At 71.0% G+C, this 14,304-nt stretch carries 13 protein-coding genes; 7 read left to right on the top strand and 6 right to left on the bottom strand.

Annotated elements, in window-relative coordinates; all coding sequences use genetic code 11:
• From cbiQ to ABZT04_RS01770, 6 genes are all read left to right on the top strand, one after another.
• Entirely contained in the window at window positions 1-762 is a 762-nt protein-coding gene (gene cbiQ / locus ABZT04_RS01795; protein WP_356051681.1) for a cobalt ECF transporter T component CbiQ, read from the top strand.
• Window positions 750-1,529: an ABC transporter ATP-binding protein gene (locus ABZT04_RS01790; RefSeq protein WP_356051678.1), complete on the top strand. Its 780-nt coding sequence runs from the start codon at window positions 750-752 to the stop codon at window positions 1,527-1,529. Before cbiQ ends, ABZT04_RS01790 begins: the two co-directional genes overlap by 13 nt.
• On the top strand, window positions 1,526-2,002 hold the full coding sequence (locus tag ABZT04_RS01785; RefSeq protein ID WP_356051675.1) for a MarR family transcriptional regulator: 477 nt from the start codon (window positions 1,526-1,528) through the stop codon (window positions 2,000-2,002). Before ABZT04_RS01790 ends, ABZT04_RS01785 begins: the two co-directional genes overlap by 4 nt.
• 127 nt (window positions 2,003-2,129) lie before the next feature.
• Window positions 2,130-2,576 carry an organic hydroperoxide resistance protein gene (locus tag ABZT04_RS01780; protein ID WP_356051673.1) on the top strand — a complete coding sequence of 149 codons (447 nt, stop codon included), beginning with the start codon at window positions 2,130-2,132 and terminating at the stop codon, window positions 2,574-2,576.
• Between the two features lie 35 nt (window positions 2,577-2,611).
• Window positions 2,612-3,775: a serine hydrolase domain-containing protein gene (locus ABZT04_RS01775; protein WP_356051671.1), complete on the top strand. Its 1,164-nt coding sequence runs from the start codon at window positions 2,612-2,614 to the stop codon at window positions 3,773-3,775.
• A gap of 67 nt (window positions 3,776-3,842) precedes the next feature.
• Window positions 3,843-5,297 carry a metallophosphoesterase gene (locus tag ABZT04_RS01770; RefSeq protein WP_356051669.1) on the top strand — a complete coding sequence of 485 codons (1,455 nt, stop codon included), beginning with the start codon at window positions 3,843-3,845 and terminating at the stop codon, window positions 5,295-5,297.
• 13 nt (window positions 5,298-5,310) lie between these two features.
• Here the strand turns inward: ABZT04_RS01770 and ABZT04_RS01765 are convergent, their stop codons facing one another.
• The 6 genes from ABZT04_RS01765 to ABZT04_RS01740 all read right to left on the bottom strand — a co-directional run bounded on the left by ABZT04_RS01765 (window position 5,311) and on the right by ABZT04_RS01740 (window position 10,894).
• A complete protein-coding gene (locus tag ABZT04_RS01765; protein WP_356051667.1) occupies window positions 5,311-6,156 on the bottom strand; it encodes a DMT family transporter in 846 nt (281 codons plus the stop codon).
• Window positions 6,153-6,662, bottom strand: coding sequence for a YbaK/EbsC family protein (locus ABZT04_RS01760; RefSeq protein ID WP_356051665.1), 510 nt, complete (start codon window positions 6,660-6,662; stop codon window positions 6,153-6,155). Before ABZT04_RS01760 ends, ABZT04_RS01765 begins: the two co-directional genes overlap by 4 nt.
• A 71-nt stretch (window positions 6,663-6,733) precedes the next feature.
• Entirely contained in the window at window positions 6,734-7,288 is a 555-nt protein-coding gene (locus ABZT04_RS01755) for an isochorismatase family protein (protein ID WP_356051663.1), read from the bottom strand.
• Window positions 7,289-7,344: 56 nt separating this feature from the next.
• On the bottom strand, window positions 7,345-7,839 hold the full coding sequence (locus ABZT04_RS01750) for a hypothetical protein (protein ID WP_356051661.1): 495 nt from the start codon (window positions 7,837-7,839) through the stop codon (window positions 7,345-7,347).
• 98 nt (window positions 7,840-7,937) lie between these two features.
• A complete protein-coding gene (locus ABZT04_RS01745) occupies window positions 7,938-10,169 on the bottom strand; it encodes an MMPL family transporter (RefSeq protein WP_356051659.1) in 2,232 nt (743 codons plus the stop codon).
• Window positions 10,170-10,291: 122 nt separating this feature from the next.
• Window positions 10,292-10,894 carry a TetR/AcrR family transcriptional regulator gene (locus ABZT04_RS01740; protein ID WP_356051657.1) on the bottom strand — a complete coding sequence of 201 codons (603 nt, stop codon included), beginning with the start codon at window positions 10,892-10,894 and terminating at the stop codon, window positions 10,292-10,294.
• 167 nt (window positions 10,895-11,061) lie between these two features.
• On the opposite strand from ABZT04_RS01740, the gene ABZT04_RS01735 reads away from it, so the two are divergent.
• On the top strand, window positions 11,062-14,286 hold the full coding sequence (locus tag ABZT04_RS01735; protein WP_356051655.1) for a S41 family peptidase: 3,225 nt from the start codon (window positions 11,062-11,064) through the stop codon (window positions 14,284-14,286).
• The last annotated feature ends 18 nt before the right edge of the window (window positions 14,287-14,304 follow it).

The following is a 14,304-nucleotide window of genomic DNA, read 5'->3' as shown; positions in this document are numbered from 1 at the left end:
ATGGGCGCGGGCCACGCCCACCGGCTCTACCGGCACGGCCACTCCCCCGTCCACGCGCTGCCGCCGCACACCAAGCTGGCCGGCGTGTTCGCCTTCGTGGTGGTCGTGGTGTCGACCCCGAGGGAGGCGATGTGGGCGTTCGGCCTCTACGCCGCCCTCCTCGCCTGCGTCGCGTACGCGGCCCGTGTGCCCGCCGCCTTCCTGCTCCGCCGGCTGCTGATCGAGGTCCCCTTCGTCGCGTTCGCGGTGCTCATGCCGTTCGTGGCGGAGGGCGATCAAGTGCACGTCCTGGGGCTTGAGTTGAGCGTGAACGGCCTGTGGGGCGCGTGGAACGTCCTGGCGAAAGGCACGTTGGGCGTCGCCGCCTCCGTCCTCCTCGCCGCCACCACCGAACTCCGCGAACTCCTCCTGGGCCTACAGCGGTTGAAGCTTCCCCCGCTCCTCGTCCAGATCGCGTCCTTCATGATCCGCTACGGCGATGTCATCACCGACGAGATGCGCCGGATGCGGATCGCCCGCGAGTCACGGGGCTTCGAAGCCCGGGGCATCCGGCACTGGGGCGTGCTCGCGAAGTCGGCGGGCGCGCTGTTCATCCGCTCCTACGAACGCGGGGAACGTGTCCATCTGGCCATGGTGAGCCGGGGTTACGCCGGTTCGATGCCGGTGATCGACGAGGTGACCGCGTCCCGGGCGCAGTGGTCGTACGCCCTCGCCCTGCCCTGTGCCGCCCTCGTCGTATGCCTGTTGGGATGGACCCTGTGACCGTTTCCCCCGCCTCCCTGGAGGTCGCCGGCCTCGCCTTCGCCTACCCCGACGGCCATCAGGCCCTGTTCGGCGTCGACTTCACCGTGGCGCGCGGCGAACGGGTCGCCCTCCTCGGCCCCAACGGCGCCGGCAAGACCACCCTCGTGCTGCACCTCAACGGCATCCTCACCGGCGGCGCGGGCACGGTGACGGTCGCCGGACTCCCGGTCGGCAAGCGGCACATGGCGGAGATCAGGCGCCGGGTCGGCATCGTCTTCCAGGACCCCGACGACCAGCTCTTCATGCCGACGGTCCGCGAGGACGTGGCGTTCGGCCCGGCGGCGGCCGGGATGAAGGGCGCTGAGTTGGCCGAACGGGTGCGTACGGCACTGGAGTTGGTCGGCATGGCGGACTTCGCCGACCGTCCCCCGCACCATCTGTCGTTCGGCCAGCGCCGCAGGGTCGCGGTCGCGACGGTGCTGGCGATGGAACCGGAGATCCTCGTCCTGGACGAGCCCTCCTCCAACCTCGACCCGGCCTCCCGGCGCGAACTGGCCGACATCCTGCGGTCGTTGGACGTCACGGTCCTCATGGTCACGCACGACCTGCCGTACGCGATGGAGTTGTGCCCGCGCGCGCTGATCCTGAGCGAGGGCGTGATCGCGGCGGACGGGAAGACCGGCGAACTCCTCGCCGACGAGGCGCTGATGCGCGCCCATCGGCTGGAGCTGCCCTTCGGGTTCGACCCGCGCTCGGTGACGCGGTCCGTGACAATGGGCGCGTGACGAACGAGGACCATACGGTTGTTGGCGGGTCGCTGCTTCTCGACGAGCAGTTGTGCTTCGCGCTGTACGCGGCCCAGCGCGCGCTGACGGCCGCCTACCGCCCGCTCCTCGAAGAGCTGGAGCTGACCTACCCGCAGTACCTCGTCCTCCTCGTCCTGTGGGAGCGCGGCGAGACCCCGATCAAGGAACTGGCGACCGCCCTGCGCCTCGACTACGGCACGGTGTCACCGCTGCTGAAGCGCCTGGAGACGGCGGGACTCGTCCGCCGGGAGCGCGCGGCACACGACGAGCGCTCGGTCCTGGTCGCCTGCACGGAGCGCGGCAGCACCCTGAGGGAGCGCGCGGCCCGAGTACCCGGCGCGCTGCTCGCGGCGACGGAGCTGGAGATGCCGGAGGTCGCACGGCTGCGTGCGGAGTTGTGGCGGCTGGCGGAGCGCGCGGAGGCGGCAGCCACAGCCGAGCGGACCCGCTGACCATGGGTTACCAGCGGTTCCCACCCCCTGGCGGCCAGCGGGCCCCTACCGGTCAGTATCTTGTGCACGATGTAGTTGCCCACTCTCGTGTTCCCGTTCTCTTGTTCCGTCCTGGGGAGGTCCCGCCATGGCCGACGACACCGCAGTCGACACCCGCCCGACGAAGATCATGTACGTCGCCGAGGCCACTGCCCACGGCGGCCGGGACGGCTATGTCAGCAGCCTGGACGGACAGCTCGCCCTCCAGGTCGCGATGCCCCCGGCGCTGGGCGGCGACGGCAACGGCACCAACCCCGAGCAGCTCTTCGCGGCCGGCTACAGCTCCTGCTTCCACAACGCGCTGGTCCTGGTGGGCCGCCGGGCCGGCTTCGACCTGACCGGCTCCACGGTCGCCGCGAAGGTCGGCATCGGCCCCAACAAGCAGCGCGGCTACGGCCTCGCGGTCGCCCTGAGCGTGTCCCTGCCGATCCTCGACCAGGACATCGCGGCGAAGCTGGTGGACGCGGCCCACGAGGTCTGCCCGTACTCGAACGCGACCCGCGGGAACATCGACGTCACGATCCTGCTTGGTTGACAGAGGGGCCGGACAGCGGAACGAGGAGCGCGGACGTGGACGTGAACGGCGTGGTGGCCGAGGGCTTCGAGTCGGTCAGGGAGGCGTTCGCAGGGAACTTCGAGCTGCTCGGGGACCGGGGCGCGGCGGTGACGGTGTACCGCGACGGGCACCGGGTCGTGGACCTGTGGGCCGGCACGAAGGACGTCGACGGCACCGCGCCCTGGCAGCGGGGCACCGCCCAGATAATCCGCTCGGCGACCAAGGGGGTGGCCTCGGCCGTACCGCTCCTGCTCGCGCAGCGCGGGGAGCTGGACCTGGACGCTCCGGTGGGCGAGTACTGGCCGGAGTACAAGGCGGCCGGCAAGGAACGGACCCTGGTGTGGCATCTGCTCGCCCACCGCGCGGGCGTGCCCGTCCTGGACCGCCCGCTGACACCGGAACAGGCCGCCGACCCGGTACTGGGCGCGCAGGCGGTGGCGGCGCAGGCGCCGGTGTGGGAGCCGGGCACGGATCACGGCTATCACGCGCAGACCTACAGCTGGCTGACCTGCGAACTCGTCCGCCGGGCGACCGGCAGGTCGATCGGCGAGTGGATCGCGGACGAGATCGCCGGTCCGCTCGGAGCGGACCTGTGGGTGGGCCTGCCGGAGGGCGAGGCAGGCCGGGTGGGCCGGGTGGCCCAGGTGGAGGCCGCCCAGGCGGAAGCGGGCGCACTCCGCGTCCGCCCCAAGCGGTCGGTCTCCGAGGCGTACGCGAACCCCGACTCCCTCACCCGGCGCGCGTTCGGCGCGATCACCCCGATGCCGGACGAGAACGACCCGGCGTACCGGGCGGCCGTACTCCCCGCCTCTAACGGCATCGCGACGGCGGACGGGCTGGCGCGCTTCTACGCCTCGCTCATCGGCGAACTGGACGGCGGGACAAGGCTGTTCGCGCCGGAGACGGTCGAACTGGCCCGCACGGAACGCTCGTCGGGCCCCGACCGCGTCCTGGTGATCAACACCCGTTTCGGCCTCGGCTACATGCTGCACGGCGGCGCGTCCCCGCTCCTCTCCGACCGCTCCTTCGGCCACCCGGGCCGGGGCGGCGCGCTCGGCTTCGCCGACCCGGAGTCGGGTATCGCCATGGGATATGTCACAAACGGCTTCCGCAAGAGCGTGACGGCGGACCCGAGGGCGCAGGCGCTGGTCAGGGCGGTCCGCACCGCCCTGTCGTAGCGCATTGGTAGGGATACGGCTTTCGGCACCATTACTGCCGTTCACGGCCGATGGGCAACACTGGGGTATGCGCTGCTGCATCTCCGCTCCCCTCGCGGCACTCGCCGCGCTCCCCACTCCCTACGACGTCCTGCGCTCCGGCGCCCTCCTCGTCCCCGCCCTGCTGCGCGCCGTCCCCTCGCGCGGCCGGGACAACTCCCTGGTGGCCGTCCATCTGGAACTGGTCACGCTCACCGAGGACAGCGCCATCATCACGTGGCACACGGGCATACGGGGAACCGACGGCGCCCGCGGCCATCTCCTCCCCGTGCTCACCGAGGGCGAGGTCGTCTACGGCACGCATCCGGCCCGGCTCAACCGTGTCGCCGCCGAGAACCGGCCGACCGCGCACCACCAGGTGGAGCTGACCGGTCTCGAACCCGGGCAGACGTACTACTACCGGGCGCGTTCGCGGGGTGTGACCGCGCTGCCGACGCCGCTGCACCATGTGCGGGGCAACGCGGTCGGCACCTCCGGACACGGGCTCGGCTCCCGGACCGGCACCTACTCCTTCACCACGCCCCAACCCCCGCCCGGCAGGCACCTGTTGTCGATCGCGCTCTGCAACGACCTGCACCTCGGCGAGACCACCGCGGGCCTGGTGGCCGGCTTCCCCATCGTGCGCGGGGTGTCCCAGACGGCGGGTCTCGCGGCCTACCCGGAGATCATGAGCCGGGCCCTGGTCGAGGAGGCCAGGCTGCGCGGCGCGGACGTGCTGCTGGCCGCCGGGGACCTCTCGGCGGGCGGATCACCGCGGGACGTGGCCGAGGCGCGGCGCATCCTGGACGGCTTCGGCACCCTCGGCCGGGACTACCTCGTCGTCCGCGGCAACCACGACCGCGCCGGACTGTCCACCGACACGTTCAGCGAGACCTTCGGCACCGGCACAGGGCCCGGCTACTTCGCGCACGACCTGGGCGGCCTGCGGATCATCGGCCTCGACACCTACCACAAGGCCGGCAACGGCGGCGACGCGGGCGGCCTCGGCGACGAGCAACTGTCGTGGTTCCGGGCCCGGTTGAGGTCCGAGCCGGACCGGCCGACCCTCGTCTTCGGCCACCACCCGCTGACGGTACGGGACTCCGTGTTCCCGGTGACGCGGGGCCAGCAGCTCGACCGCCGCCAGGCCCGCGCGATCGTCGACGCCTACGCCGCGGCGCCGGGCGTCTTCCTGCACCACGCGGGCCACACCCACCGCAACAAGCGGACCCTCCTGACCCGCGCCCCGCACGTCGTCCAGCAGGAGGTCACCGCGGCGAAGGACTACCCCGGCGGCTTCAGCCTGCTCCGCATCCACACCGGCGGCTACGCCCTCAACCACTACAAGTCCAGCGCCCCCGAGGCCCGCGAGTGGACCGAACGAGCCCGCCGTATGGCAGGCGGCCTCTGGCCCCACCACGCCCTGGGCCGCTCGGCCACGGACCGCAACAGTGTGCGGGCGCATGACCTGTCCGGCATCACCTCACTCCCCGTCCCCGCCTGAGACGAGTCGCCGATCACCCCGCCCGCAGCATCAGCCCGATACCGGCGACGAGCAGCACCGCGGCGGCGATCCGGGGCGCCCCGAAGCGTTCCTTGAAGAAGCACGCCCCGATGGCCGCACCGACAATGATCGACGACTCGCGCAGAGCGGCGACGGGAGCGAGGTCCGCGCGTGTCTGCGCCCATAGGACGAAGCCGTACGCCGCGAAGGACAGAGCGGCGCCGAGGAATCCCACGGCGGCGAACGGCCGTAGATCAGACAGCAGTTGACCGCGTCGCAGATACAGGGCGTAAGCCGGGACCATCCAGCCCTGAACGGCCATCAGCCAGCCGATGTACCCGAACGAGGACCCCGAGGCCCGCACCCCGAGCCCGTCGACGACGGTGTACGCGGCGATCGTCAGCCCCGTCGCCAACGCGGCGCCGATCGCGGCCCAGTTGGGCCGCCGCCCCCGAAGTCCCCACAGCGCGACGCCGGTCAGCCCCGTGCACGACAGGACGATCCCCGCGGCCGCCCACCCGTCCGGCACCTCGTGGGCGAAGACGGCGGCGAGGAAGGTGACGACGAGAGGCGCGGTGCCGCGCGCGATCGGATAGGCCTGCCCGAAGTCCCCGAGCCGGAAGGACTTCATCAGCAGCAGGTAGTACACGACATGGATGAGCGCGGAGCATCCGAGATAGGGCCACGCCCCGGCCGCCGGAAAGGCGGCGAACGGTACGAGCGCCAGCCCGATGACCATCCCGCCGCCCGAGATCAGCGTGAACCCGACCACCTTGTCGGTGATGCGGTGCGCGAGGGCGTTCCAGCAGGCGTGGGCGACCGCGGCGAGCAGAACGGCGGCGGCGACCCCCGGGGTCACGAGCTCAGCTCGCGCACATCCACGAGAGTCGCACCGGCGTGGGCGACAAGTTCCTTGGGCTCCATGGGAAACACGGCGTGCGGATTACCTGCGGCGGCCCACACGACACCGTGCGCGAGCAGGGACCGATCGGCGAGCACCCGCGTCTTCGTACGGTGCCCGAAGGGAGGCACACCCCCGATGGCATACCCGGTCGTCTCCCGCACGACCTCGGCCTTGGCCCGGGTCACCTTCTCTACGCCGAGCTCCTCCCTCACCCGCTCCACATCCACCCGGGACGCCCCGTCCATCAACACCAGCACGGGCACCCCGTCCGCCGCGAAGATCAGCGACTTGCAGATCTCACTCAACTCGCACCCGATCGCGGCGGCGGCCTCGGCGGCGGTACGCGTCGCATCCGGGAACCGCCGAATACGGGGCAGCACCTCCCCGAGCCCCAACTCCCGCAGGGCTTCAGCGAAACGGGGGCTGGCTCCGGAGTCCTCGCTGTCATTCATGGTCGTCATGTGAGGCACGGTAGCGGCGGCTGCACGGGCCCTGCGACCGAGTTCCAACCGCCGGACCGCCCGCTTCCTTGTCAGCCTCCGAAGGCCACCGCCTTCGCCTCGGCGACCTCCGCCGTACGCCCCGGTGCCGTGTGGTACTTCCAGTACAGATTCGTGTGCGCGATGACCTGGTCCGGGGGCGGCGCGCCCCACCTGCTGAGGTCCGACGTGGTGTGGGCGTCGCCGACGAGTGTGACGTCGTAGCCGCGGACGAACGCGCCGTGGAGCGTGGAGCGGATGCAGGCGTCGGTGGACGCGCCGGCCACCACCAGGTGTCCGACCTGGGCGGCCGCCAGTACCTCCTCCAGGGAGGTGTCCTCGAAGGAGTCGGGGTAGCGCTTGGGGACGAGGGGTTCCGGGTCGCGGCGGGTCAGCTCGGGGACGAACTGCCAGGCGTCGCTGCCCTCCGTGACGTTCTCGTCGGAGTGCTGGACCCAGACGACCGGGACGCCTTCCTCGCGTGCTCTGTCGACGAGCGCGGCGATGGTGGCGACGACCCTGTCACGCTCGTACGCGTCGGCCACGACGCCGACCTGGACGTCGATCAACAGCAGTGCGGTGCGGTGACGTTCGGACAAAGTGGTCATGTCCTCCACGCTAGCCCGCCCCACTGACAACGGCTCCGCACCGACAACGGCTCCGCTCAGATCGGCCGGAAACCCGGCGGCTCCGCGTCCCGCGACTGTTCGACGAAGTCGAGGACGAACGCGGTGAACGAGCCCTCGAAGACCTCCGGTTCCGTCCCGTGGCTGTGGGTGACGACCTTCCACCGCCCCGGGTCCGGATCGCAGGGCCAGAAGAAGTGCTCGTCGCCGGAGTGGTCGTAGCCCCAGGAGATCAGGCCGCCGGGTTCGGGATGGTAGGGGAACGGGTGGAAGTCCGGGATGCGGCGCCGGGACTCGCCGAACCTCTTGTGGATCTGCCGCATCCGGTCCAACAGCGGGCTGGTGCCCCGGGGATGGAAGACCACGAGTTCGTCGCAGATCACACCCGTGCCGAAGGTGTCGAGGAACCGCTTGAAGTCGGCGGGGAGCGCCGAGGCGACGTACGTCTCGACCCCCGTCCAGTCATCAGCGGACGAGTCCCTTGCCGCTGCCCCCGGCCCGAGCAGCCGTACCAGATCATCCAGTGCTGTCACGCCGGTCACCCTGCCACCGACGCGAACTGCCGCGCCACCAGAACTCGGTGACGCGGCAGCCCGGTTGCCCGGTGCCTCAGTGCCTCGCGGCAGCCGCCTCAGGCCCGGACCAGCTCCCGGTCCCCGTCGGGGTCGGAGTCCGTGGAGTTCTCGGCGTCCAGCTTCCGCAGGCCCTCGCCCTCGACGTCCACGTTGGGCAGGATCCGGTCGAGCCACTTCGGCAGCCACCACGCCCGCTTCCCGAGCAGGGCCAGCACCGCCGGGACGATCGCCATGCGGACCACGAACGCGTCGAAGAGGACCGCGACCGCCAGGCCGAAGCCGATCATCTTGACCATGGACTCGCTGGAGGTGATGAAGCCGGAGAAGACGGCCATCATGATGACCGCGGCGGCGGTGACGACCCGCGCGCCGTGCTTGAAGCCGGTGACCACCGCCTGGCTCGGCTTCTCGCCGTGGACGTAGGCCTCGCGCATCCGGGTCACGAGGAACACCTCGTAGTCCATGGCCAGGCCGAAGACCACGCCGACCAGGAAGATCGGCATCATCGACATGATCGGACCGGTCTCCTCGACGCCGATCAGGCTCGCCAGCCAGCCCCACTGGAAGACCGCGACGACCGCGCCGAGCGAGGCGAGCACGCTGAGCAGGAAGCCGAGGGCCGCCTTCAGCGGGACCAGGATCGAGCGGAAGACCACGATCAGGAGGAGGAAGGCGAGGCCGACCACCAGGCCCAGGTACGGGATGAGCGCGTCGTTGAGCCTCTGCGAGAAGTCGATGTTCATCGCCGTGGTGCCGGTGACGAGCACCTGCGCGTCGGTGTCGGCCTTGATGCCGGCGCCCTCGTCCCGGATGGTGTGCACCAGGTCCTCGGTGGTGACCGACGACGGCTTGGAGTCCGGTATGACGGTGATCGTGGCGGTGTCACCGGCCTTGTTGAAGGCGGCCGGGCTGACCGTCACCACGTCGTCGAGGGTCTTGATCTTGTCGGTCACCGTGCTGACGGCGGCCTTCGGGGCGTCGCTGTTCTTCGCGTCGACGACGATCATCAGCGGGCCGTTGAAGCCGGGCCCGAAGCCCTCCGCGAGGAGGTCGTAGGCCCGCCGCTGGGTGGTGGACGTCGGCTGCGAGCTGTCGTCGGGCAGGCCCAGTTGGAGCTGGCTGGCCGGCAGCGCGATCGCGCCGAGGCCGAGCACGCTGAGGACCAGGACGGCCGCGGGACGCCGTACGACGAAGCTCGCCCAGCGGGTGCCCATGTTCGGCCTGGCCGACTTGGCGGCCTCCTTGGCGCTGCCGCCGCCCAGCCACTTGGCCTTCTCGCCGGTCGGCTTGATCCTGCGGCCCGCGTAGCCGAGCAGCGCCGGGATCATGGTCAGCGCGATGAGCACCGCGACGACGACCGTGCCCGCCGCCGCGACACCCATCTTGGTCAGCATCGGCACGTTGACGACGGCGAGACCGGCCAGTGCGATGACGACGGTGAGTCCGGCGAAGACCACCGCGGAGCCCGCGGTGCCGACGGCCCGGCCGGCCGCCTCCTCGCGTTCGCGGCCCTCGGCCAGTTCGGCGCGGTAGCGGGACACGATGAACAGCGCGTAGTCGATGCCGACCGCGAGGCCGATCATCATCGCCAGCGTGGAGGTCGTCGAGCCCAGGTCCAGGGTCTTGGCGAGGGCGGTGATCGTCGAGACGCCGATGCCCACCCCGATGATCGCCGTCAGCAGCGGCAGTCCGGCCGAGACCAGCGAGCCCAGGGTGATGAGGAGGACGACGGCGGCGAGGGCGATGCCGATGATCTCGCCGATGCCCATCTCGGCGGCGGCCTGGAGCGCGTCACCGCCGACGTCGACGGTCAGCCCGGTGGCCCGGGCCTGGGCCGCGGTGTCCTCCAGGGCGTTCTTGCTGGAGTCCTTGAGTTCCATGCCGGCGACGTCGTACTTCACCGAGGTGTAGGCGACCGTCCCGTCCTTGCTCACCGCGTTGGTGGTGAACGGGTCGCTGACGGAGACGACCTCGGAGCCGTCGGCCAGTTCCTTCACCGTCTTCTCGACGGTCGCCTTGTTGTCGGCGTCGGTCATCTTCTCGCCGCTCGGCGCCTTGAAGACGACCCGCGCGGTGGCGCCGTTCGAACTGGAGCCGGGGAAGCGCTGGTCCAGCAGGTCGAAGGCCTTCTGGGCCTCGGTCCCGGGGATGGAGAAGGAGGTGGAGCCCGCGGCGGGCGCGCTGGCCGCGCCGATGCCCGCGAGGGTCAGCAGGGCGATCCACAGGAGGGCGACGAAGTGCCGTCGCCTGAAGGCGAGCCGGCCTACTTTGTAGAGGAACGTGGCCACGAGGGCGTACTCCCGGTCAGGTCGTGGGGTTCTTCGGGGCAGGGGTGATCGACCGGTTGGGGACACGGCTGATCTGCCCGACGACGTGAGCGGTTACGTCAGGTGGGCGTGCTGTGGGTCGGTCAGGTGGTGGGTGCGCCCAGTGCGGGGAGCACCACGGCGTCGATGTACGACAGCAGGAACGCCTGGGTGGGCGGCTGCTCGTCGATGAGTGTGCGGGCGGCGAAGGCACCGATCATCATGTGCACGATGAACTCCTTCGCCGGGTTGTCGGCACGGATCTCACCCCGGTCGACCGCCCGCTGGAGCACCTTCTGGAACTCCTGCATCTCGGGCTCGACGAGATGCTCCCGGAACGCCTTGAGGAGTTCCGGGCTGCCGTGCATCGCCATGGCCAGGCCCCGCATGAGCGCGGAGTTCTGCTCCATCTCGCAGTCGTCCGAGCGCATCGTGAGGGCGTGCAGGTCGCCCTTGAGCGACCCGGTGTCGACGTCGGCGCCCAGGGCACCCGGCTTGTTGTGCCGCACCGCTTTGGCCACCAGCTCGGCCTTGCCGCCCCACTGGCGGTAGAGGGTCGCCTTGCTGGAACGGGTGCGGGCCGCCACGGCGTCCATGGTGAGGGCGTCGTAGCCGACTTCGCGGAGCAGGTCGAGCACGGCCTCGTACAACTCGGCCTCGCGCTCGGGTGTGATGCGACTGCGACGCGCCGTTGCGACCTCAGTCATGCCACTCACCTTCCCGGCTCCGAACGACACGGTGTCGTACAGGACGAATGTAGCGCACCACTCTTCGAAACGAAACCGTTTCGTACGTGTGCTGGCTCACCCCTGAGTCGGCTGCCGGTGGTTTTTCACAAGTTGCTCCGGTCCGTCCCGCGGAAAAGCATAGGGAGGTGAGCTATCTGCGCTTGCCGCACCTCAGTGGCGATCTCCTGAGCTTCGTGGCCGAGGACGACCTCTGGCTGGCCCCTCTCGACGGCAGGGGCCGCGCCTGGCGGCTCACCGTCGACCGTACGAAGGTGGGTCACCCCCGCTTCTCGCCGGACGGCCGCCATATCGCGTACACGACCTGGCGGAGCCTGGTGCCGGAGATCCATCTGGTCCCGGTGGACGGCGGGCCGGGCCGTCGGCTGACCTACTGGGGCAGCCCCGACACCCAGGTCTGCGGCTGGACCCCCGAGGGCGACATCCTCGCCGTCGCGTCCCACGGCGAACCGTTCTCCTATTTCACCTGGGCCTACAAGGTCCCCACCGACGGCGACCCCGGCGGCCGGCTCCCCTGGGGGCCGGTCTCCGACATCCAGCTCGCCGACATCGACGGCGAACGCCGGACCCTGCTGCTGACCGGCACACCGCCGCACGAACCGGCCGCCTGGAAGCGCTACCGAGGTGGCGCCATGGGCCGCCTCTGGCTGCACGGCCGCCGTCTGCTCGCCGACCTCGAAGGCCATCTGCACTCCCCGATGTTCGTCGACGGCCGTATCGCCTTCCTCTCCGACCACGAGGGCATCGGCAACCTCTACTCCTGCGCCTACGACGGCTCCGACCTGCGCCGCCACACCGACCACGACGCGTTCTACGCCCGGCACGCGGCGAGCGACGGCACCCGGGTCGTGTACCAGTGCGCCGGTGACGTGTGGATGGTCGACGACCTGTCACCGGACGCCGGCCCACGCCGCCTCGATGTACGCCTCGACGGCCCGCGCGCCGGCCGCCGCAGGTATCAGGTCCCGGCCGCTCAGCACGTGGACGGCATCTCGGTCGACGAGACGGGCCGGGCGAGCGCCGTCGTCGTACGCGGCAGCCTGTACTGGCTGACGCACCGCGACGGCCCCGCACGCACGATCACCGACACCCCGGGCGTACGGGTCCGGCTCCCCGAGATGCTCGGCTCGGGCGGACAGGTCGCCTACGTCACGGACGCGGACGGCGAGGACACGATCGAGATCGCCTATCTGCCCCGCGCCACCGGCGACCGCGATCCCCGCCGGCTCGCCTCCGGCGAGGTGGGCCGCGTCCTGGAGCTGGTGTCGGACCCGGCCGGAGAGCGCCTCGCGGTCGCCGCGCACGACGGACGGCTTCTGCTGCTGGACGCCACGGAGGAGTCCAGCGGCGAGGTGACCGAGCTGATCCGCTCGATCAACGGCCCGGTCCGCGACCTCGCCTTCTCCCCCGACGGCACCTGGCTGACCTGGTCCCACCCGGGCATCGGACGCAGCCTCCGCCAGATCAAGATGGCCCGGATAAAGGACCGGTTGATCGTCGATGTCACCAACGGCCGCTTCGAGGACGAGAATCCGGTCTTCACCAGGGACGGCCGCTATCTCGCCTTCCTCTCCTGGCGCGGCTTCGACCCGGTCTACGACGTCCACACCGGCGACCTGTCCTTCCCACTCGGCTGCCGCCCCTACCTCGTCCCCCTTTCCTCGGCCACGCCCTCCCCCTTCGCGCTCACCCCCGAGGGCCGCCCGGCCGCCGGGGGCCTGGACCCGGCGGAGGACGAGGGCGCTGACGGCGCGGTGACCGTCGAGGTGGAGGGGCTGGAGAACCGGGTGACGCCGTTCCCGGTGTCCGCCTCCAAGTACTCGGCGCTGTACCCGGTTTCTGGCGGTGGGCTGGTCTGGCTGCGCTGGCCGATCTCCGGCGCGCTGGGCGAGACCTTCGCCAACCCGGACGACACCAGCGGGCGGCCGACCCTCGAGTACTTCAACATCAGCAAGGCGAAGAAGTCCGAACTCGTCGACCACCTCGACTGGTTCGCGGTGAGCGGCGACGGCTCACGGCTCGTCGTGGTGGACGAGGACGAGCTGCGCGCGGTCCCCTCCACGGAGTCGGGCGACGGCGACTCGACCGTCTGGATCGACCTGCGCCGCATCCTGCACGAGGTGGACCCGCCCGCCGAGTGGCGCCAGTCGTACGAGGAGGCGGCCCGTCTGATCCGCGCCTACTACTGGGACCCGCACATGTGCGGCATCGACTGGGACGCGGTGGTGGAGCAGTACCGCCCGCTGGTCGAACGGGTCGCGTCCCCCGACGACTTCGCGGATCTCCTGCGGGAGGTCCTGGGCGAGCTGGGCACCTCGCACGCCTACGTCTCCCCCTCCCGCCGCAACGAGGGGCCGCCCCACTACCAGCGCCGCCAGGGCCTGCTGGGCGCCAACCTGGTCCGCAGGGAGGGGGGTTGGACCGTCGCCCGGATCCTCCCCGGCGAGTCCTCCGACTCCAAGGCCCGCTCCCCGCTGGCCGGCACCGGCATCCGCGAGGGCGCCGTCCTGACCCATGTGGATGGCCGCCCGGTGGACCAACTCACCGGCCCCTACCCGCTGTTGGCGGGCGCGGGCGGTACGACGGTGGAGCTGACGTTCACCCCGGCGGAGGGCGAGGGCAGGGCACGCCGGGTGGCGGTCGTCCCCCTCGTCGACGAGCGCCCGCTGCGCTACCAGGACTGGGTGGCCAAACGCCGGGCGGTGGTACGGGAGTTGAGCGGCGGCCACTGCGGCTATCTGCACATCCCCGACATGGGCGGCTCCGGCTGGGCCCAGTTCAACCGCGATCTGCGCCTGGAGGTCTCCCGCCCCGCGCTCATCGTGGATGTGCGCGGCAACGCGGGCGGCCACATCAGCGAGCTGGTCGTGGAGAAGCTCACCCGCACGATCCTCGGCTGGGACCTGACCCGCAACGCCCAGCCGGTGTCGTACGCCTCAAACGCCCCGCGGGGTCCGGTGGTTGCCCTCGCCGACGAGGCGACCTCCTCGGACGGCGACATGATCACGGCCGCCTTCAAGCTGCTGAAGCTCGGCCCGGTGGTCGGCCAGCGCACCTGGGGCGGAGTGGTCGGCATGACCGGCCGCCACCAACTGGGGGACGGCACGGTGATCACGATCCCCATGAACGCGGCCTGGTTCGACGCGTACGGCTGGTCGGTGGAGAACCGGGGCGTGACACCGGACTTGGAGATCCTGCGCACCCCCCTGGACTGGGCGGAGGGCCGCCACGCCCAACTGGACGACGCGATCAGGCTGGCCCTGGACCTCCTGGCCATCCACCCGGCGGCGACTCCCCCGGACTACAGCGAGGTACCGGACCGCTCCCGGCCGAAGCTCCCGCCGCGTTCCTGAGGGCGCGGGTACATGAGA

The organism is Streptomyces sp. NPDC005492, assembly GCF_040605995.1.
Lineage (GTDB): Bacteria > Actinomycetota > Actinomycetes > Streptomycetales > Streptomycetaceae > Streptomyces.
This window is presented reverse-complemented; position numbering and strand designations above follow the sequence as displayed.

Coding starts and splice junctions, on each gene's coding strand:
- ABZT04_RS01760 (WP_356051665.1), bottom strand. CDS start 6,662: ATGACGACCATGAATGACAGCGAGGACTCCGGAGCCAGCCCCCGTTTC.
- ABZT04_RS01740 (WP_356051657.1), bottom strand. CDS start 10,894: ATGACTGAGGTCGCAACGGCGCGTCGCAGTCGCATCACACCCGAGCGC.
- ABZT04_RS01770 (WP_356051669.1), top strand. CDS start 3,843: ATGCGCTGCTGCATCTCCGCTCCCCTCGCGGCACTCGCCGCGCTCCCC.
- ABZT04_RS01790 (WP_356051678.1), top strand. CDS start 750: ATGGACCCTGTGACCGTTTCCCCCGCCTCCCTGGAGGTCGCCGGCCTC.
- cbiQ (WP_356051681.1), top strand. CDS start 1: ATGGGCGCGGGCCACGCCCACCGGCTCTACCGGCACGGCCACTCCCCC.
- ABZT04_RS01780 (WP_356051673.1), top strand. CDS start 2,130: ATGGCCGACGACACCGCAGTCGACACCCGCCCGACGAAGATCATGTAC.
- ABZT04_RS01755 (WP_356051663.1), bottom strand. CDS start 7,288: ATGACCACTTTGTCCGAACGTCACCGCACCGCACTGCTGTTGATCGAC.